We start from the raw sequence: 18928 nt of genomic DNA on the forward strand, positions 1-18928 counted from the left end.
CCAGCTGGACTACAAGACGGCTTTGCGCGGCGGGCGTGTCGTGGTGGCGGACCGCTGGTACCCGAGCAGCAAGTTATGCTCGTGCTGCGGCTACAAGCTCGACACGATGGTGCTGGGCATGCGCCAGTGGAGCTGCCCCGGCTGCAGCACCTTGCATGACCGCGACGTCAACGCGGCAATCAATTTGAAGAAGGTGGCGGTCAGTTCGACCGTAGCGGCCTGTGGAGGGGAAGGCGCTGGCCCTGCGCGTGAGCGCGGGGTGAAACCGGCCCCGATGAAGCAGGAATCCAACAGCAGGCAGCTTTAAGCAGCAATGGCTAGCTTTGCGCAAGTTTGGAGGAACGGTCATGCCGCAAGCGGCGCCCGCGCGCGCACTAAACGAGGTTTCAAATGAAAAAGTTGCATTGGGTTAATATTAAGCCATAATGCAGTTGCCAAACGCGCAAACTGACGTGCGCCTTAACACAGCAAGGATGCGTATCCTACTGCTTTTCGCGCGCTTTCCCATCAACCTGCCGCCACGGCGCCCGCCGCGCGTACCACCACATGCCGCAGTCCCCGCCACCTTCCCAGCCCAACCGCATTCTCCTGCCCGGCTCCGGGCACATGCCCTTGCTGCTGGCGCTGCTGGTGTTGCTGGTGTCCCTGGTCGTGACCTTCAGCGCCTGGAGCAGCGCCGAGCGCAACGCCCAGGCCCAGCTGCTCGAGACCTTCGACTACCGCACCCGCGACATGGCGGTCAGCATCAGCCGCCGCATGGCGGTGTACGAGCAGGTGCTGCGCGGCGCGCGCGGCTACCTGCGCGGCTCGGTCGAGGTCGGGCAGCGCGAGTGGGAAGAATATTACCGGACGCTGCGCCTGGACCAGTCCTTCCCCGGGCTGGAAGCGCTCGGCATTGCCGCCATCGTGCCGTCGGCCGGGCCCGCTGCACGCGCGCTGGCGACCTCGGTCACCCGGATCGAGCCCTTCAGCGGCCGCAACCTGCGCGCGGTCGGCTTCGACATGTACGGCGAACCGGTGCGCCGGGCGGCGATGGAGCGGGCGCGCGACACCGGCCTGGCGGCGCTGAGCGGCAAGGTGGTGCTGGTCCAGGAAGGCAAGGCCGGCCAGCAGGCGGGCGTGCTGATGTATCTGCCGGTGTACCGCGCCGGCCAGCTCACCGGCACCGTCGAGCAGCGCCGCGCCGCCATCGCCGGCTGGGTATACTCGCCTTTCCGCATGGACGACCTGATGCGGGGCCTGGGCGGCGCCCACTCGACCGACCTCGACATCGACATCCACGACGGCGAGCCGGGCAATGATGCGTCCCTGCTCTACCGCTCCGGACAGGTGCGCGCGGCGCGCCTGCGCGCGAGCGCCCAGATCGTGCCGGGCGGGCGCACCTGGACCATCACCATGCGCTCCAGCGCCGCCCTGGAACACAGCCTCGACACCGCCCGCCCGCGCCTGGTCGCCATCACCGGCATCGGGCTGGGCCTCCTGCTGAGCATCGTGGTGTGGCTGCTGGCCAGCGAGCGCCGCCGCGCGCTGCAGCTGGCCCAGGGCATGACGCTCGAGCTGCGCCAGTCGCACGACCAGGTCGCCGCCGAGCAGCATCGCATCAAGGTCATCCTCGAGCACGCGCCCGACGCGTTTGTCGCGCTCGATGCGCGCGGCCGTATCACCGACTGGAACGCCCAGGCCAGCCGGCTGTTCGGCTGGAGCGCGGCCCAGGCCATCGGCCGCGACGCCGCCGAGCTGCTGCCCGAGGAAGGGCGCGCGGCCTTCCGCACCGGCTTCGACGACTTTGCCGTGCATGGCCACTGCCCGCTGCTGGGCGCGCCCAACGAATTGACTGTGCTCGACAGCCAGGGACGCCCGATCCCGGCCGAACTCACGGTGGCCGTGCTGCCGATCGGCCAGGGCTATGGCGCCACCGCATTCGTGCGCGACATCCGCCAGCGCAAGGAAACCGAGGCGCGCGAGCTGCAGCGCCAGCAGGGCCTGGTCGACGCGCGCCAGGCGCTGGCACGGGCCCAGAAGCTGGAGGCGGTGGGAAAGCTCACGGGCGGGGTCGCCCACGACTTCAATAACATCCTGCACATCATCAGCGCCAACGTGCAGCTGATGCTGCGCGCCGACGGCGCCAACCGCAAGCGCCTGCTCAGCATCCTCGATGCGGTCGAGCGCGGCTCGAAGCTGGCCGGCCAGCTGCTGGCCTTCGCCCGGCGCCAGCCGCTGCACCCGCTCGAGGTCCACGTGGATGGCCTGCTCGATCGCATGGACAGCCTGGTGCAGCGCGCCGCCGGCGACGCCATCACCCTGGAAAGGCGCGTGCCGCCCGACCTGTGGCCGGTCCTGGTGGACCCGAACCAGCTGGAAAACGTGCTGCTCAACCTGGTGATCAACGCGCGCGACGCGATGGACGGCAGCGGGCGCATCGTGCTGGCGCTGTCCAACGTCCACGTCGACGGCGACGCCCTGCTGGCGGCGGGCGACTACGTGACGGTGGCGGTGGCCGACTCCGGACACGGCATGCCGCTTGACGTGATGGAGCGCGCCTTCGAACCCTTCTTCACCACCAAGCCCGAGGGCAAGGGCACGGGGCTCGGCCTGTCGATGGCGCACGGCTTCGCGCGCCAGAGCGGCGGCGATATCCGGCTCGCCAGCGAACCGGGCAAGGGGACGACGGTCACGCTGTATCTGCCGCGGCATATGGCCGCGCGCGAGGTCCACGCTACCTGACGCGTCCCGACACCCGGTTGCGCCCATGCGACTTGGCGTCATACATGGCCAGGTCGGCCGCGCGCAGCAAGTCCTCGGCATCCATGCCGTGCTCCGGGAACATCGCGATCCCCAGGCTGCCGGAAATGTGCAGCACCAGCGCGCCATCCTCGAACGGCAAATTCAGCTGCACCAGGATGTTCTCGGCCACCCGCGACGCGTCGGCCAGGCTGTCGCAGCGCGGCAGCAGCACGACGAACTCGTCGCCGCCGATGCGCGCCAGCGTGTCGGCATCGCGCAGGCCGGCGCGCACGCGGCGCCCCACCAGCTGCAGCAGGCGGTCGCCGACGGCGTGGCCATGGGTGTCGTTGACCGGCTTGAACTTGTCGAGGTCAAAGTAGATGACCGCCACCTTGTGGCCGTCGCGGCTGGCCGCGCGGATCGCCTGGCGCAGGCGGTCGCCCAGCAGCACGCGGTTCGGCAGGCCGGTCAGGGCGTCTTCGTGCGCCATGCGGCGCATCCGCGCCTCTTCGCGCTTGCGGGCGTCGATATTGGAGAAGGTGCCGACCATGCGCAACGGCATGCCCAGCTCGTCGCGTTCGCTGACGGTGCCGCGCGTGTCGATCCAGCTCCAGTCGCCGTTGCGCATGCGCACGCGGAACTCGGCGGCGAAGTCCTGGGTGCGCCCGGCCAGGTGGCCGCGCAGCTGGGCCCGTACCTCCGGCAGGTCTTCCGGATGCACCATGGCGTCCAGCGCGCTGCCGTACCAAGAGATGACGGAACGGTCGGTGTCGAGGATCATCTGGGCGCGCGCGGACAGCGTGGCCAGGCCGGTGACGATGTCGCAGTCCCACACGCCGTCGCCGGTGGCCGACAGCGCCAGCTTCCAGCGCGCCTCGGCCGCGGCCAGCGCCTTGAGGGCGCGGCGGCGGCGGTCGGTGGCGCCCAGCGCGGCCCAGCCCACCAGCGCCAGCACCAGCGACACGGCGGCGCCGACCCAGGTCAGGACCTCGCGCTGGCGCGCGAAGCGCCCTTCGGCGTCGCTCACGCCCTCGCCGACCGTCACCACCATGCCGTATTCGGGAATCTTGTGCCAGGCGTAGTAGCGCACGATCCCGTCGACCTGGCTCAGGCGGCGGAAGCGCCCGGTCACCGGGCTGTGCGCGGCGAAGGGCGTATCGGTCAACACCGTGCCCATGCCGTGGATGCTGCTGCCGCGGGTGCTGCGCGCGATGACGGCGCCGTCGCTGCGGATCAGCGACACCGCCGCTGTCGGGCCGAGGTCGATGTCTTCGTAGAAGCGGACGAAATATTCGGGCGACACGGCCGCGATGATCACGCCCTGCAATTGCCCCTGCTCGTCGCGGATCGAGCGGCTGAACTGCACCACCCACGTCTTGGTCAGCGGCGAGATCAACGGCCGGCTGGCATAGAAGCGGTCGTCGTTGCCGCCCAGGTGGGCGCGGTAGCCGGGCACGCCGCTCATGTCCAGGCCGGTGCGTGAGGGGCCGGCGTTGCTGTAGAGCACCCGGCCACGGGCGTCGAGCACATGGACCAGGGTCGGCAGGCGGTGGCGCAGGTGGCGCGCATGTTCGCCGACGGCCAGCGCGAAGCTGGTGCGGTCGCGCTGCCAGCTGCCGCGCAGCTGGATCAGCGACAGGTCGACCACGCCGACGGTGGCGCGCACCTCCTGGGCGAACACGTGGGCGTAGTTGCGCAGGTCGCGGTTGCTGCCGGCTTCGGCCAGCGCGGTAAAGCGCGACTGCTCCACCGCCACCAGGCCCCACACCAGCGGCAGCATGACGGCCAGGTAGATGGCCAGGTCGCGCAGCACGCGGGGACGGAAGAAATTCCGCAGGTGCGCGCCGGGCGAACGCTTGGTGGCAGAAGTAGAGGTAGTCATGAACGACGGGCGTGCGGCAACCAAAAAGCGAATGAAGGGGAAGCCGGGCGTCCTGCTCGCGCCCGCAACTATGTTGGATCGCGCCCGTCGTGAATACAGTGATTATACCTAGTGTTTCCCGTTGGAACTTATCTGACAGGTGAAATTTACCGAATTTGATGTCGCAGCAACAGTGCAAGAATATTCCATAAAATTCATCTTTTTGAAATATTGTTTCATCGCTTACTGCGCCCGGCTGCATGCTAGAGTGGAAACATGAAACTGTTCTATAACGTCGCGGGCGCGCTGGCGGTGCTGCTGGGGATCCTCGGCATTTTCCTGCCGCTGCTGCCGACCACGCCCTTCCTGCTGCTGGCGTCCTGGTGCTTTGCGCGCGGCTCCGAACGCCTGCACCGCTGGCTGCTGTCGCACCGCGTATTCGGCGAATACCTGCGCAATTTCGAAGCGGGACGCGGCATCCCCTTGACGGCGAAGATCGTCGCCACGGTGCTGTTGTGGTCGTCGCTGCTGGTGGCGATACGGCGCTTTGTCGCCCAGGACAAGCTGGTCCTGCCCGCCGCGCTGGCGTTGATGGGGCTATGCGTCAGCCTTTACCTGTGGCGTTTCCTGCCGACCCTGCGCACGGGGCGGCAGGATAAAGGCTGAGGGTTTCCAGGCAAGCGTCACGCCCGCGCCGATTTTGTACTATTATTAGTTACATGAGACGCGATAGCAAACTTTCCTCGGTGCTCCACGTGCTGCTGCACCTGGCCCACGGCGGCCGCCCCATGACCTCGGAAGAAATGGCCGGCTTCCTCGATACCAACCCGGTGCTGGTGCGGCGCGTACTGGCCGGCCTGCGTGAGCGCGGCTACCTCAGCGCGAACCGCGGCCACGGCGGCGGCTGGAGCCTTACCTGCGACCTCAAGGCGGTCACGCTGCGCGACATCTACGACGCGGTCGGCGCCCCACCCTTCTTCGCAATGGGCAACCGCAGCGAGAAGACCACCTGCCTGGTCGAGCAGGTAGTGAACGCCTCGCTGGCCGAAGCTTTCCACGAGGCCGAAGCGCTGCTGGTTGCCCGGCTGGGCCATGTGTCGCTGGCCGACCTGTCGCAGGAATTCAACCGCCGCTTCGCCGACCACGCGCGCAGCCATCCACCCACAGGAGAACACCTTGAGCATCCCCAGCACAAGCCCGTATGACGCGATCATCGTCGGCGGCAGCTACGCCGGCCTGTCCGCCGCCCTGCAACTGGCCAGGGCCCGGCGCCGGGTGCTGGTGGTCGATGCCGGCCAGCGCCGCAACCGTTTCGCCAGCGATTCGCACGGGTTCCTCGGCCGCGACGGCCAGGATGCATCGAGCATCGCGCAAGCCGGCAAGGCGGACGTCGCCGCCTATCCGAACGTGAGCTGGCACGCCGGCAGCGCCACCAACGCGCGGCGTGATGGCGACGGTTTCGTTGTCGACCTCGACGGCGGTACGCACGTCCAGGCCAGCCGTCTGGTACTGGCCACCGGCGTGCGCGACGAGCTCCCGCCCATCGCGGGGCTGGCGGAGCGCTGGGGCAAGAGCGTGTTCCACTGCCCGTACTGCCACGGCTACGAACTGCAGCAGGGCGCGATCGGCATCCTTGCGGGTGGCGACATGGCCTTCCACCAGGCCATGCTGCTGCCCGACTGGGGCAGCGTGACCCTGTTCACCGACGGCCGCTACGCACCGGACGCGCAGCAGCGCGCGGCCATGGCGCGGCGCGGCGTGCTGGCCATCGACGATACCCCGGTGCTGCGCATCGAAGATCACGCCACCGTCGTGCTGGCCGATGGCCGCCGCCTGCCGATGGCAGGCCTGTTCACGTACGGACGCATCCACATAGGCAGTCCGCTGGCGGAGCAATTGGGCTGTGCCTTCGACGATAGCCCGATTGGCCCCTTCATCCGCACCGATGCCGGCAAGCAGACCACCGTGCCCGGGGTGTTCGCCGGAGGCGATGCCACACGGCCGGCCGGCAGCGTGGCCATTGCGGTGGCGGACGGTGCGATGGCCGGGCTCGGCGCGCACCGCTCCCTGGTCTTTGGCTGACCGGCCTACGAACAGCCGCGCGCCAGGCGGCCCTTGCTGTCGGCCGGATAGCTCAGCAGGATGGAGTCGGTGCGCCGGCCGGGCATATAGGTCATTTCCACATTGCCTCCGCGCGAGACGAAGCGGTGCGGGCCGACTTCGGCCAGCTCGACCCGGCTCCACTTGCCGAAGTCGGCGACCAGGCGCTGGTCGAGGTCGATCAGTTCCAGCCGCCGGCCGTTGGACAGCGCATAGCTGCCCTCCACTTCGCTGGCGAGCTGGGCGCCGGTGCTGGTGAACTGGCGGCTGGCCGCCTCGGCGTCGCGCTGGGCGGTGACGCTGACCTTGCCCTGGGCGCCGCACTGGGCCGCCGAAGCGAAGGGAGCGGCCAGCAGGCAGGCGGCAGCCAGTAGGGGTGTGAGTGTGCGCATGACATCTCCTTGGAATGGGCCAGATGGCAGCCGCAGCATGGCGGCCGTCCTGCCAGTTCAGACATCGCAAGTCATGCGGAGTGCGCGCATTGCGCGGCGTGGAAAGAATGCGTTGAGCGGGATCAAACCGTACGTGTTTTGTCGGCCGCATTCAAGCTGACGCCGCTTTTACTGCGTTTGCGGATAATGGCCTGTTTTGAGCAGCGCCAGCACGCCTTATGGAAATCCAGTTTCTCGGTACCTCTTCCGGCACCCCGACCAAGACCCGCAACATGAGTGCGACCGCGATCCGCATGCCCGGCGCGCAGCACTGGGCGCTGGTCGATTGCGCCGAAGGCACCCAATACCGCCTGCTGCGCACCGGCCTGTCGCCCATGCGCCTGCGCGCCATCTTCATCACTCACCTGCACGGCGACCACTGCTACGGCCTGCCCGGCCTGCTCGCCAGCGCCGGCATGCTCGATCGCAGCGAACCGATGAGCATCGCCGGCCCGCCACCGCTGCGGCGCATGATCGAGGCCATCATGGACGCGTCGCAGCTGACGCTCCCCTATCCCATCGACTGGGTGGCGCTCGAGGACCTGCCGGGCAGGCGGGTACTGCCCGATATGAAGGTGGCGGCGACGGCGCTGTCGCACCGCGTGCCTTCGTATGCGTTCAGCTTCACGGAAGCGGGGGTCGAGCGCAAGCTCGATATCGGCAAGCTCAAGGCCGGTGGCGTGGCCTCCGGGCCCGCATGGGGAGCAATCCAGCAGGGGCAGGATGTCGTCCTGCCGGACGGCCGCGCGGTGGTGGCCGAACACTTCCTGCTCGCGCCGCGCAAGGCGCGCAAAGTCATCATCGGCGGCGACAACGACCGCCCGGACCTGCTGGCGCGCGAGGCGCTGGACGCCGACCTGCTGGTGCACGAGGCCACCTATACCGACGCCATCCTGCACAAGATCGGCCCCGGCCCCCAGCACAGCTCCGCCGCGATGGTGGCGCGCTTCGCGCAGGCGGCGCAGGTGAAGAACCTCATCCTCACCCATTTCAGCCCGCGCTACCAGGACATCCATGGCGCGCTGACCCTGGCCGATATCGAGCGTGAAGCCCGCGCGCATTATTCCGGCACCCTGGCGCTGGCGCGCGACCTCGACCGCTACGAGCTGCGCAAGGACGGCAGCGTGCATGCCCTCCTCTAGGCTCCGGCTACAATCCCGGCATGCCGAAAAAAACTCCCATCTTCCCCGGACCCGCCACCGCCCGCGGCGCCGTGCTCGCCGTGCTGCTCTCGAACGAAGACCAGGCCGGCGCCGAACCGATGCGCGGCCGCATCGCCCTGGCCGCGATCGTCCGCGCGCTCAAGCGCAAATACCACTGGCCCATCGACACCGAAAGCTTCCCCTCCAACAGCATCGACGGCCGCGCCACCTGGGCCACGGTGTACAGCCTGCCGCCAGAAGTCATCACCAGGGCGCTCAACGCCGGCGGCCACGACTGGCTAAAAAGCCGCAAAACCTCACTTCGGGGTCAGGTCTGACATTTGGACACGGCCTCAGCAGTTATCGGCTCTGATGGCGCCTGTGGCGCGGCCTGGGCTCGCTTGTAGCGTCGAGCTCGTGTCCGATTGTCAGACCTGACCCCGAAGTTGGACCACCCTGGCCTCGCGTGCGCTGGCGATGCCCGCTTCGATCAATGCCAGCACGTCATGGGCCGATTCGGCAGTGACGGGCACCGGTGCGCCGTGCAGGATGGCGTCGCGCATCTGCGCGTAATACTGGGTATAGGCGCCGGGGAGCGTGGCGTGCGCTTGCTCTACCACCCCTTGTGCGGTGTGCAGCGCCAGCACGCCGTCGCTGGTATCGGCCGACCAGCCATCGGCCAAGGCGGCGCCGGCGCGCAAGGCCGTTTCCTGCATGTCCAGCCCATGCTTCACATAGCTGCCCTGCGTGCCATGCACGGTGAAACGCGGCGCCGGTATCGCCGTCAGTGCGCTCGCATGCAGGACGACGCGCATGGTCCCATAGCCGAGCACCGCGTGGAACCAGTCATCGGTGAGCGCGCCATCGCGCTGCTGTTCCATGTCGAGCCAGATCGTGGCGGGTGGCCCGAACAGCTGCACGGCCTGGTCGACCAGGTGCGGGCCCAGGTCGTACCACAAACCGCCGCCGGCGGCGCCGGACTCGCGCCAGCGCGCCTGGACCTGCGGACGGTAGCGGTCGAAGTGCGATTCGACGTGGACGATGCGGCCCAGCGTGCCTTCGGCGAGCAGCTGGCTGAGGGTCATGAAATCGCCGTCCCAGCGCCGGTTGTGGAAGGCCGACAGCCGCAGCGACCTTGCATCGGCCAGCGCGATCAGCTCCCGCGCCTGCGACGTGTCCAGCACGAAGGGCTTGTCGACCACCACGTGCTTGCCCGCTTCGAGTGCCGCGCGGGCGAGCGGGAAATGGGTGTCGTTGGGGGTCGCGATGACGACCAGGTCGATGTCGTCGCAGGCGTATAAAGCCTCCGGCGTGGCGTAGAGCATGGCGTCGGGGAAGGCGGCGTGCACCCGGCCAGGCGCGCTGCTGGAGACGGCGGCCAGCTGCAGGCCAGGGGTGGCCGCGATGAGCGGCGCATGGAACGTTGCCGACGCGTAGCCGAAGCCGACAAGGCCGACCTTGAGCGGCGGGACGGTGGATTGAGTCACTGCTGGTCTCCTGTGGGGCAAGGCATCCCGCTATTCTAGCTCCCATTGACATCCGCATCGATCTGTTGTGTAATCACAATAGATCGTACAGAATAAAGAACATCTCATGGTCTTACACAACAGGATCGCGCTGTTCCGTGCCGAGCGTGGCATCTCGCGTCGTGAACTGGCGGAAGCGGTCGGCGTCAACAACCAGACCATCGGCTACCTGGAGCGCGGCGACTACAAGCCCAGCCTCGAGCTGGCGATGAAGATCGCCCAGCATTTCGATGTAAGCGTAGAGATGCTGTTTTCTTTCCAGCGCTTCGAATCGATCGCCATGACCTTGAAACGCGCAGGAGAAGACGAATGAGCACGAAAGACAGGACCGCACTGCAGAAAATGGATGCGCTGGTCGGGTGGACCGGCGCGGCGAAGACGGTGAAAAACGACATGTCCAGCGACGCTGGTACCGGGCGCCGCCACCGGCCGATGCGCTGGCTGCCGCTGCTTCCGATCGCCTGCGGTGCAGGACTGGTCGCCGCCACCATCGCCGCCCCGGTGGCGCCAGCCGTGTATGCCATGGCCGGCCCGATGGTGGCGACGGTGGCGGCAATCTCGCTCAACGGCCCCCTGGGCAAACCGTCGATCGACGACGACGAACGGGAAGCGGCGCTGCGCAAGGATGCGTTCCTGTTTTGCGTGTCGGTGCTGGCTTTCCTGAACATCGTCGGGGGACCCATCCTGATGTTGACGGCAGCGCTGCAAGGATGGACGGTCGAACGCGTCGCCGGCATCGCGTTTGCGCTGTTTATCGCCAATGCGGCGTGTTTTGGCGGCCTTCCCACGCTGTATGCCAGCTGGAAGTCGCCGAAGCTCCCGGGCGCCGACGACTAAGCGGGCGCCCGCGGCGAAAGCGTCAGGCCAGCCAGCGCCAGATGCCGGCCGCGCGGCCGGCCAGCGGGATGTGCGCCCAGGTCGCCAGCAGCCAGACCAGCAGGCCGCCGCCCAGCGCGTGCATTCCCAAGCCGCCGAAGCGCGCCCGGCCCTTCGCGATGGCCACGAACGGCCAGTAACTGGTGCGCCCTTCCCAGGCCGTCCAGCCCTGCGGATCGAGCGCGGCCTTCTTGCGGTCCTGCAGCGCCGCACCGGCCAGCGCCAGCACGATGATCGCCACCGCCACGATGAGATTCCTTGTCACCGGATAGACCAGGATGTGCACCAGGCCCCAGATGGCGAAGGCCCACATCATCGGGTGCCGGGTGATGGCATACACGCCGCGCGCCTGCGCGCTGGCGGCGTTGCTGGCGCCCGGCATGGCCGGGTTGCGGACCAGGGAGCCGAGCAGCATGACGGAAGCGGGCAGCATCAGGATGGTCGCCAGCGCCCACAGGCCGTCACCCACGTTCCACAACGGCGCGGTGACCGGCGCCTTCGGGTAGGCCCAGGCCATCGCCCCCAGGGTGGCGAAGGCCACGACGGAATACAGGGCCAGGAAGCCCTTCTCGCCGATGGCCGCCACCAGGGGCCGGCGCAAGGGATGCGACAGGATGACATGGCTGGCTACGAACGCGCTGGCGCTAGCCACCAGCAACATTGATCCGTCCATTGCGCTGCTCCTTCATTGTGAGCCGGTAGCGCTGACTATAGCAGGAGCGAAGCGTGAGCGGTTCGCCCTACCGGCCGCCATGCGTGGCGGCCTTGCGCACGACGATGGCGGGGGCGGGCGGCGTCTTCATGCCGTCGCCGATGAAGAAGCTTGGGTAAGCGGGGTCGTGTAGATGCGCAGGAATTTCTCGTCCGGCGCATGCCACACCACTTCCTCGCGCCAGTCGCTGTCCATCTCCTCATGATTGGTTTGTGCACGCCGTGAGAAAGCGCGGTGCCCCCTCCTTTGTAGACCCATGCAGGCCCGATTGACCAGCCCCTGTGCAGGCAAACCGCGCAACTCTCAGAAAAATGATTGTTACCTCGTCCAGCCAGGACAGCGCGGCAGCTCAATCCCCTGGTCTGGCCTGCTGGGCCGCAGCGGCGTCACGGCGGTCGCGGGTGTCGTTCCACAGCGTCTCGGCACGCAAGCCGGTGCGGCAGAAGCCGAGCACCGGCTTGGGAGCGTTCGCATACAGCACGGCGAAGGCGGCCCGGTCCGCATCCGTGATCCGGCCCGGCGTCACCGGCAGCCAGAACGCCTCCATGCCGGCAGCCCTGGCCTGGGCGCCGATCGCCGCGAAGGCCGGCTGTCCGGCTTCCTCGCCATCAGGGCGGGTGCACACCAGGGCGGCGAAGCCCTGCTCGCGCAAGTCATCGATATCGGCAGGTGTGATCTGCTGGACCACCGCATAATTGTTGCTGAGGAAACGGATGTTCATGGCGCTCTCCTTGTAAATGGTTGGTGGTTACAGTATATTGAAATATATATTGTTAGTCGATATAATGTAGCCACGGACTCAAAAAGGAATGTCGATGCCTGACCCACACCAACTCGATTTGCACGCGATGCGTGCCGCAGCCGCCCACGCCTGCTCGCTGCTCAAGGTACTGGGCAACCCTGACCGTCTGATGCTGCTCTGCCAGCTCACGCAAGGCGAATACTGCGTCAGCGACCTGGAAGCCCTGCTCGGCATCGGCCAGCCCACGCTGTCACAGCAACTGGGGGTGCTGCGCGAGGAGCGCCTGGTCAGCACCCGGCGCGAGGGCAAGCAGATTTTCTACCGCATCGACAGCCCGGAAGCGCTGGCCGTCATGCAGGTGCTGTACCAGCAGTATTGCCTGCCATCGCATGGAGTCAAGGCATGAACATCGACTGGATCCACTTCACGCCATGGTCCTCGCTGGCGGGCGGCCTGGTGATCGGCGCCGCCGCGGCGGCCTTGATCCTCTTCAATGGCCGGATCGCCGGCATCAGCGGCATTCTCGGCGGCCTGTTGCCGCCTGTACGCGGCGACATCGGCTGGCGCGTCGCCTTCGTGCTCGGGCTGGTCGCCGCACCGCTGGCCTGGCGCCTGGTGCAGCCGCTGCCTGCGGTGACCGTCGAGGCCAGCGTCCCGACCCTCATCGCGGCGGGCCTGCTGGTCGGCCTCGGCACCCGCTATGGCGCCGGCTGCACCAGCGGCCATGGGGTATGCGGCCTGTCGCGGCGCTCGCCCCGGTCGCTGGTGGCGACCGCCACCTTCATGCTGGCCGGCTTCGCCATCGTCTTCGTCATGCGCCACCTGTCCGCATAAGGAAAGCACCATGCACATCGTCATTTCACTCATCGTCGGGCTGGTGTTCGGCATCGGGCTGATCCTTGCGGGCATGACCGATCCTTCCAAGGTCCTCGGTTTCCTCGATCTGGCCGGCGCCTGGGATCCGTCGCTCGGCTTCGTGATGGGGGGCGCGATCCTGGTCGGCGCCATCGCCTTCGCCGCCGCAGGCCGGCGCGAACGCTCGCTGCTGGGCCAGCCCATGCGCCTGCCGGCGCCAGCCCGCATCGACCGCCGCCTGGTGCTCGGTTCACTCGCATTCGGCGCAGGCTGGGGCCTGGCCGGCTACTGCCCGGGCCCGGCGCTGGCCTCGCTCGCGAGCGGCGGCGCCAAGCCGCTCATTTTCAGCGCCGCCATGCTGGCCGGCATGGCGATCTTCGGGCTGCTCGAGCGGCTGCGCGGCGCCCGGGCCGGCTGAGCACCGGGGCTGCCACGCCAACAGGATGACGCCATGCTGATCAATTCCCTCCTCGGACTCGCCGTCGGCCTGATCCTGGCGCTGACCGGCGCCGGCGGCGGTATCCTGGCGGTGCCGCTGCTGGTCTTCGGCGCCGGTATCGGCGTGGCCGAGGCGGGACCGATCGGCCTGCTGGCGGTCGGAATGGCCGCCGCCCTCGGGGCCGTGCTGGGCTTGCGGGAAGGACTGGTACGCTACCGCGCCGTCCTGCTCATCGCCGCCACGGGCATGCTGCTGGCGCCGGCCGGCCTGTGGGCGGCGCGCCTGGCCGACGCCCGCTGGCTCGGCCTGCTGTTCGCCCTGGTCCTGCTGTACGTGGCGGCCAGGACCTATCGCCAGGCCGCCGGCGCCGCTCCCATCGCGGCGCATAAGGCGCCGGCATGCCAGCGCGCACCGTTCACCGGCCGCTTCAGCTGGTCCGCTCCCTGCTTCCGCGCGCTGGCCCTGTCCGGCGCCCTGGCCGGCTTCCTGTCAGGCTTGCTGGGCGTCGGCGGCGGCTTCGTGATGTTGCCCGCGCTGCAGCGCCATACCGACCTCGCGGTCAAGTCGGCGGTGGCCACATCGCTGGCCGTGATCGCCCTCATTGCCGGCGCCGGCGTGGGCAACGCCGCGATCCACGGCGCCATCGACTGGCCGACTGCGGCGCCGTTCGCGGCCGGCGCGCTGGCCGGCATGCTCGGCGGCCGTTCGATCGCCACGCGCATTGCCGGCCGCCGGATGCAACAAGCCTTCGCCATCGTCTCGGCCCTCGTGGCGGCCGGGATGATCGTCAAGGCCTTCCTTCCACCCTCCCCTTGACACCGTGCTTCCAGGAGACTTCCATGAACATCAATCCGATCCAGCTGTTCGATACCGAGTCCTCGACCTACACGTATATCCTGGCGGGGCCGGGCGAGGCGGAGGCGGTCATCATCGATCCGGTACAGCGCCACCAGGCGCGCGACCTGGCTCACCTGGAGCGCCTGGGCCTGAACTTGCGCTATGTGCTCGAAACCCACGCCCATGCCGATCACATCACCTCGGCCGGCAGGCTGTGCCAGGCCACCGGGGCGCTGGCGGCGGTGCCGGCCGGCTGCGGCATCGCCCACGCCCCGCTGCAACTCAAGGATGGCGAGGTGATCCGCTTTGGCCAAGGCGAGGAGCTCCGGGTGCTGCAAACGCCGGGCCATACCGCCGGCAGCATGAGCTACGTCTGGCGCGGCAATGTCTTCACCGGCGACACCCTGCTCATCGACGGCTGCGGCCGGACCGACTTCCAGAGCGGCAGCGCCGATGCGCTGTACCACAGCGTCATGGACAGGCTGTTCACGCTGCCCGACGCCACCCGCGTGTGGCCGGCCCACGACTACAAGGGCCAGTCGGTGTCGACGATCGGCTGGGAAAAACGCCACAACGCGCGCCTGGCGGGGCGCAGCCGCGACGACTTCGTCAAGCTGATGGACGAACTGAAGCTGCCCAAGCCGGCGCTGATCGACGTCGCGGTGCCGGCCAACCAGAATCTGGGCTTGCCGCACGGGGTCTGAGCCTGTTGCGCTGCCAGAACCTCATATATGATGGCGAAACACCAATAGGTATTGACGCGCCGCAGTGGCGAATCAGACTGTCAGGGTCAATCTGGAAAGGCCACTGTTTGTGTTACTGCGAATATTAGTTGCCCTGCTCCTGTCCTCTTCGATGCTGGCGCAGGCGGGCACGCCGCCGCGCGTGGTGCGGGTCGGAATTTATACCAACGCCCCCAAGATCTACTTCGACGGACAAGGCCAGGCGAATGGGATTCTGGTCGACGTCCTGCGCGCGATTGCCGCCGCCGAAGGGTGGGAACTGCGTTTCGTCGGGTGCGAATGGGCGCGCTGTCTTGCCGCCGCGTCAGCGGGAGACATTGATCTCCTGCCCGATGTGGCCTGGTCCGAAGAACGCAGCCGCATCCTCGACTTCCACCAGGTTCCCGCCCTGTTCAGCTGGTCCCAGATCTACCGGCGCACCGACGTGCCGCTCAATGCGATGACGGATACCACCGGCAAGCGGATCGCCGTATTGTCAGGCTCGATCCAGCAGAATTTCTTTACCGAGATGGCGAAGAATTTCGGCATGAAGCCACAGCTCGTGCCAGTTGCCTCGGTCGAAGACGGTTTCGACCTGGTCGAACGTGGCGGCGCCGACGCCGTTGTCGCCAGCAAGTATGCCGGCACCCTGTATGCGCCTTCTCGCGGCATCGTCGAAACGCCCATCATGTTCCAGCCGGTGCGCCTGTTCTACGCGAGCGGCAAGGGGCGCAATGCCGCTTTGCTCGCAGCGATCGATCGCCGGCTCGACGCATGGCAACGGGATCCGGACTCCGACTATTTCGGGATCCTGGAACACTGGCAGACCCGCAGCATGCTGGCGCAAGTACCGGCCTACATCTGGTGGGGCGCCTTACTGGTGATCGCCATGCTGGCCATGGCAGTGGCGACCGCCGCCTGGCTGCGCAAGCAGGTAGCGCACAAGACCGGCGCACTGCGCGAAAGCGAACAAAGACTGGCAACCATCCTGGACAGCGTGGACGGCCTCATCTACATCAAGGACACATCTTACCGCTACGCCTACGCCAATCGTGCGCTAGAAGCGCTGGTCGAAGGCAGGATTGGCGACATCATCGGAAAGCAGGACACCGATCTGTTTGCACCGCCGGTGGCGGCAGCGCTGCACCGCAATGACGTCCGTGCCATCGCCAAACGCGAGCGGGTGGTGGCGGAAGAGACTGTGCCGGACCGGCATGGCAGGCAGATGACGGTGCTCAGTACCAAGATTCCACTGCATCGTGACGACGGCAGCGTGTACGGCTTGTGCGGTATTTCGATCGACATTTCAGAGCGGCGCGCCGCGGAGGAATCGACCAGGGTGGCCGCTTCGGTATTCAGGTCTGCGGAAGGCATGTTCATTGCCGGCCCGGACCGGCGTATCCAACGGGTCAACGAGGCGTTTTGCGCAATGACGGGCCACGAAGCGACCGACCTGGCAGGCGCCTTCGTCCCCTGGTTTGCACTCGGCAGCGATGGCGCCGACGCCCGGGACATCATGTGGGACGCTGCGGAAAACCATGGAAAATGGCAAGGAGAGATCTGGACCCATCGCAAGAATGGCGATGCTTACCCGGCCCGGCTGACGGTCACCGCGGTGCGCGACGAGAACGCTTCTATCTCGCATTTTGTCGGCACCCAGGGGGATATCACGGAACAGAAGCTGGCACAGGATGAAATTGCCAAACTGGCATATTTCGATTCGCTGACTGGCCTGCCTAACCGCCGCCTCCTGCTCGAGCGCCTGGGCCATTGCGTGTCGCTGCGCGAACGCAGCGGGCAAATGCCTGCCCTCCTGTTCTTCGATCTCGATAATTTCAAGGACTTCAACGATCTGCACGGCCACCAGCTGGGGGACCAGCTGCTCCGGCAGGTAGGCGAGCGCATCCGGACGTGTACCCGCGCGGGAGACACCGTGGCGCGCCTGGGCGGTGATGAGTTTGTTGTCTTGCTCGACAATGTCGGCCGGACTGAACAGGAAGCAGGCGCCCATGCAAGCGCCATCGGCTGGAAGATCATTGCCGCAGTAGCGGAGCCCTTCATCATTGGATCGACGACGCACCGCACCACGTGCAGCCTCGGCGCAGCGCTGCAGAGCGACTCGGGGATCGACAGTGACGAGATGATGAAACGGGCCGACATGGCCATGTACAGCGCCAAGAAAGACGGGCGCAACACGATGCGTTTCTTCGATCCCGGCATGGCATCGGACGTGTCGCACCGGCTGGCGCTGGAAGAAGAAATCCGGACTTCACTCGGCACCTCCGGGTTCAGCATGCACTATCAGCCCCAGGTGGACGTACAAGGCCGCATCACTGGCGCGGAAGCGCTGTTGCGCTGGAATAGTCCGAAACGCGGTGCGATCGGTCCGTCCGTATTCATCCCGATCGCAGAAGCTTCCGGCCTTATCGTGCCGCTGGGCAGATGGGCGCTGCATACGGCCTGCGCGCAATTGGCATGCTGGAAAAGCCAGCCTGGCCTTCGCGATCTCACCGTCTCAGTCAACGTCAGCATTCGTCAGTTTCGTGAACGCAGTTTCGTCCAGGACGTTGTCGATACCGTGAGCGACACTGGCGTGAGTCCAAGCAAGTTGAAACTGGAGTTGACAGAGACGGTCTTGATCGACGATGTCGACGATACGATCGAAAAGATGCGGCAACTGAAGGAGCTTGGTGTCAATTTCTCACTCGATGATTTCGGCACCGGATACTCGTCCCTCAGCTACCTCAAACGCTTGCCGATCAACCAGCTCAAGATCGACCGTTCGTTCGTGCGCGACATCCTGACCAACCCGAACGACGCCTCGATCGCACGCAGCATTGTTGCGTTGAGCCAGGCGCTGGGGCTAGGCATCATCGCGGAAGGTGTCGAGACCGAGGAGCAGCGCAACTTCCTGGCCGAGATTGGATGTTCGTTCTACCAGGGCTACCTTTTCGGACGTCCGATGGAAGCGGCGTCGTTTGAACGATCAGTACGGGCGCAGGATGATTAAGCAGGGCCGCCGTCCGGCCGGATTACGCGGAAAAGTCATTCGCGCATGACACGCGCACGCCGGTGAGGAATCCGCGCCAATGGGTGCTTTGCGGGGGCACACTTGCGATGCAGCGGCGTTCGCGGAAAATGCGCGCCACGACTGGCGCTACCCGTGCGAAGCGGATACAAAAGATCGCATCCCCTTCGACCGGCGATTCAAATGCTGGTAGGCCTCCCGTGAGTCGAACACGGCACCAACGGATTATGAGTCCGAGCTAAACCATATTCCCTTGCGTTGATCTACATTGTAAAAGTTCGGCAACACTATGAATTTTAAGGACAAATTCAATTTCTGCGACTTTTTACCGTTGACCTTCGTTGATCTATTGCCATAGTATTTGCCTACACGGTGCCTACACGACGCCTACAATCAAGGGAACTATGGCAAAAGAAAATTTTACGGCGGACCGTATCAGTGAATCGCCACGAGTTTCCTAGACACTCGCGAGCTGCTTGAAGTACTGCTTTTCATACTCCACCGGCGACAAGTCATTGCTGACGCTGTGCCGGCGCTTGGGATTGTAAAACATCTCAATATAATCGAAGACATCCTGTTTTGCTTCTTCCCGAGTACCGTAGGTCTTGCGTCGGATCCGTTCCCGTTTCAGGAGCTGGAAGAAGCTCTCGGCCACGGCGTTATCGTGGCAGTTCCCACGCCGGCTCATACTCTGCTGCAGGTTGTGCTGGTCCAGGAAGTCGCGCCAGTCGTAGCTGCTGAACTGGCTGCCCTGATCGGAATGCACCATCACTGTATTTTTGGGTTGCCGACGCCAGACAGCCATCAAAAGCGCATTCATGGCCAACTCGCGATCGATTCGAGAACTCATCGACCAGCCGACCACCTGACGTGAAAACAGGTCCAGTACGACGGCCAGATAAAGCCAGCCCTCATAGGTGCGGATGTACGTGA

General features: G+C 66.3%; 21 protein-coding genes. 15 read left to right on the plus strand and 6 right to left on the minus strand.

Features of this window, described 5'->3' with window-relative positions; translation table 11 throughout:
- Nucleotides 1–307: zinc ribbon domain-containing protein (locus BM031_RS24300; RefSeq protein WP_229409183.1), on the plus strand; the 307-nt coding region annotated here is incomplete at its 5' end.
- A gap of 299 nt (nucleotides 308–606) precedes the next feature.
- A complete protein-coding gene (locus BM031_RS24305; RefSeq protein WP_229409184.1) occupies nucleotides 607–2724 on the plus strand; it encodes a CHASE domain-containing protein in 2118 nt (705 codons plus the stop codon).
- Here the strand turns inward: BM031_RS24305 and BM031_RS24310 are convergent.
- Entirely contained in the window at nucleotides 2717–4606 is a 1890-nt protein-coding gene (locus BM031_RS24310; RefSeq protein WP_091877453.1) for a diguanylate cyclase domain-containing protein, read from the minus strand. The two genes, BM031_RS24305 and BM031_RS24310, sit on opposite strands and share 8 nt — an antisense overlap.
- Before the next feature lie 255 nt (nucleotides 4607–4861).
- On the opposite strand from BM031_RS24310, the gene BM031_RS24315 reads away from it, so the two are divergent.
- Genes BM031_RS24315 through BM031_RS24325 form a run of 3 tightly spaced genes read left to right on the plus strand, consistent with a single transcriptional unit; the run spans nucleotide 4862 to nucleotide 6667 of the window.
- Nucleotides 4862–5251 carry a YbaN family protein gene (locus BM031_RS24315; RefSeq protein WP_091877455.1) on the plus strand — a complete coding sequence of 130 codons (390 nt, stop codon included), beginning with the start codon at nucleotides 4862–4864 and terminating at the stop codon, nucleotides 5249–5251.
- A 53-nt stretch (nucleotides 5252–5304) separates the two neighbouring features.
- Nucleotides 5305–5790: an RrF2 family transcriptional regulator gene (locus tag BM031_RS24320; protein WP_091877457.1), complete on the plus strand. Its 486-nt coding sequence runs from the start codon at nucleotides 5305–5307 to the stop codon at nucleotides 5788–5790.
- Nucleotides 5762–6667: an NAD(P)/FAD-dependent oxidoreductase gene (locus BM031_RS24325; protein ID WP_370660066.1), complete on the plus strand. Its 906-nt coding sequence runs from the start codon at nucleotides 5762–5764 to the stop codon at nucleotides 6665–6667. The genes BM031_RS24320 and BM031_RS24325 overlap by 29 nt, the downstream gene beginning before the upstream one ends.
- A gap of 5 nt (nucleotides 6668–6672) precedes the next feature.
- Here BM031_RS24325 and BM031_RS24330 read toward each other — a convergent pair whose 3' ends face one another.
- Entirely contained in the window at nucleotides 6673–7077 is a 405-nt protein-coding gene (locus tag BM031_RS24330) for a hypothetical protein (RefSeq protein WP_091877461.1), read from the minus strand.
- A gap of 218 nt (nucleotides 7078–7295) precedes the next feature.
- On the opposite strand from BM031_RS24330, the gene BM031_RS24335 reads away from it, so the two are divergent.
- Nucleotides 7296–8258, plus strand: a complete 963-nt coding sequence (locus tag BM031_RS24335; RefSeq protein WP_091877463.1) for a ribonuclease Z — start codon at nucleotides 7296–7298, stop codon at nucleotides 8256–8258.
- A 20-nt stretch (nucleotides 8259–8278) separates the two neighbouring features.
- Nucleotides 8279–8596 carry a hypothetical protein gene (locus BM031_RS24340; RefSeq protein WP_091877465.1) on the plus strand — a complete coding sequence of 106 codons (318 nt, stop codon included), beginning with the start codon at nucleotides 8279–8281 and terminating at the stop codon, nucleotides 8594–8596.
- A 90-nt stretch (nucleotides 8597–8686) separates the two neighbouring features.
- On the opposite strand, the gene BM031_RS24345 is transcribed toward BM031_RS24340, so the two are convergent.
- Complete coding sequence (locus BM031_RS24345) at nucleotides 8687–9745, minus strand: oxidoreductase (protein ID WP_091877467.1); 1059 nt, start codon at nucleotides 9743–9745, stop codon at nucleotides 8687–8689.
- Nucleotides 9746–9851: 106 nt separating this feature from the next.
- Between BM031_RS24345 and BM031_RS24350 the strand changes: the two genes are divergently transcribed.
- Both BM031_RS24350 and BM031_RS24355 read left to right on the plus strand, forming a co-directional pair.
- Nucleotides 9852–10097 carry a helix-turn-helix transcriptional regulator gene (locus BM031_RS24350; RefSeq protein WP_091877469.1) on the plus strand — a complete coding sequence of 82 codons (246 nt, stop codon included), beginning with the start codon at nucleotides 9852–9854 and terminating at the stop codon, nucleotides 10095–10097.
- Nucleotides 10094–10621: a hypothetical protein gene (locus tag BM031_RS24355; RefSeq protein WP_091877471.1), complete on the plus strand. Its 528-nt coding sequence runs from the start codon at nucleotides 10094–10096 to the stop codon at nucleotides 10619–10621. The genes BM031_RS24350 and BM031_RS24355 overlap by 4 nt, the downstream gene beginning before the upstream one ends.
- 22 nt (nucleotides 10622–10643) lie before the next feature.
- Here BM031_RS24355 and BM031_RS24360 read toward each other — a convergent pair whose 3' ends face one another.
- Both BM031_RS24360 and BM031_RS24365 read right to left on the minus strand, forming a co-directional pair.
- On the minus strand, nucleotides 10644–11333 hold the full coding sequence (locus BM031_RS24360) for an NnrU family protein (RefSeq protein WP_091877473.1): 690 nt from the start codon (nucleotides 11331–11333) through the stop codon (nucleotides 10644–10646).
- Nucleotides 11334–11721: 388 nt separating this feature from the next.
- Nucleotides 11722–12093: a protein tyrosine phosphatase family protein gene (locus BM031_RS24365; RefSeq protein ID WP_091877475.1), complete on the minus strand. Its 372-nt coding sequence runs from the start codon at nucleotides 12091–12093 to the stop codon at nucleotides 11722–11724.
- A 94-nt stretch (nucleotides 12094–12187) separates the two neighbouring features.
- Between BM031_RS24365 and BM031_RS24370 the strand changes: the two genes are divergently transcribed.
- From BM031_RS24370 to BM031_RS24395, 6 genes are all read left to right on the plus strand, one after another.
- The gene (locus tag BM031_RS24370; RefSeq protein ID WP_091877476.1) at nucleotides 12188–12520 is read left to right on the plus strand and encodes an ArsR/SmtB family transcription factor; all 333 of its coding nucleotides are present in this window, start codon (nucleotides 12188–12190) and stop codon (nucleotides 12518–12520) included.
- Nucleotides 12517–12948 (plus strand): YeeE/YedE family protein, encoded by a 432-nt coding sequence (locus BM031_RS24375; protein ID WP_091877478.1) that lies wholly within the window; start codon nucleotides 12517–12519, stop codon nucleotides 12946–12948. Before BM031_RS24370 ends, BM031_RS24375 begins: the two co-directional genes overlap by 4 nt.
- A 10-nt stretch (nucleotides 12949–12958) precedes the next feature.
- The gene (locus tag BM031_RS24380) at nucleotides 12959–13387 is read left to right on the plus strand and encodes a YeeE/YedE family protein (protein WP_091877480.1); all 429 of its coding nucleotides are present in this window, start codon (nucleotides 12959–12961) and stop codon (nucleotides 13385–13387) included.
- Between the two features lie 33 nt (nucleotides 13388–13420).
- Nucleotides 13421–14224 (plus strand): sulfite exporter TauE/SafE family protein, encoded by an 804-nt coding sequence (locus tag BM031_RS24385; RefSeq protein ID WP_091877482.1) that lies wholly within the window; start codon nucleotides 13421–13423, stop codon nucleotides 14222–14224.
- 23 nt (nucleotides 14225–14247) lie between these two features.
- Entirely contained in the window at nucleotides 14248–14949 is a 702-nt protein-coding gene (locus tag BM031_RS24390) for an MBL fold metallo-hydrolase (protein WP_091877484.1), read from the plus strand.
- A gap of 64 nt (nucleotides 14950–15013) precedes the next feature.
- The gene (locus BM031_RS24395; protein ID WP_143084706.1) at nucleotides 15014–17977 is read left to right on the plus strand and encodes an EAL domain-containing protein; all 2964 of its coding nucleotides are present in this window, start codon (nucleotides 15014–15016) and stop codon (nucleotides 17975–17977) included.
- 475 nt (nucleotides 17978–18452) lie between these two features.
- Here the strand turns inward: BM031_RS24395 and BM031_RS24400 are convergent.
- A partial coding sequence (locus BM031_RS24400; protein ID WP_143084707.1) for an IS3 family transposase occupies nucleotides 18453–18928 on the minus strand: 476 nt, incomplete at its 5' end.

Source organism: Massilia yuzhufengensis (assembly GCF_900112225.1).
Lineage (GTDB): Bacteria > Pseudomonadota > Gammaproteobacteria > Burkholderiales > Burkholderiaceae_D > Telluria > Telluria yuzhufengensis.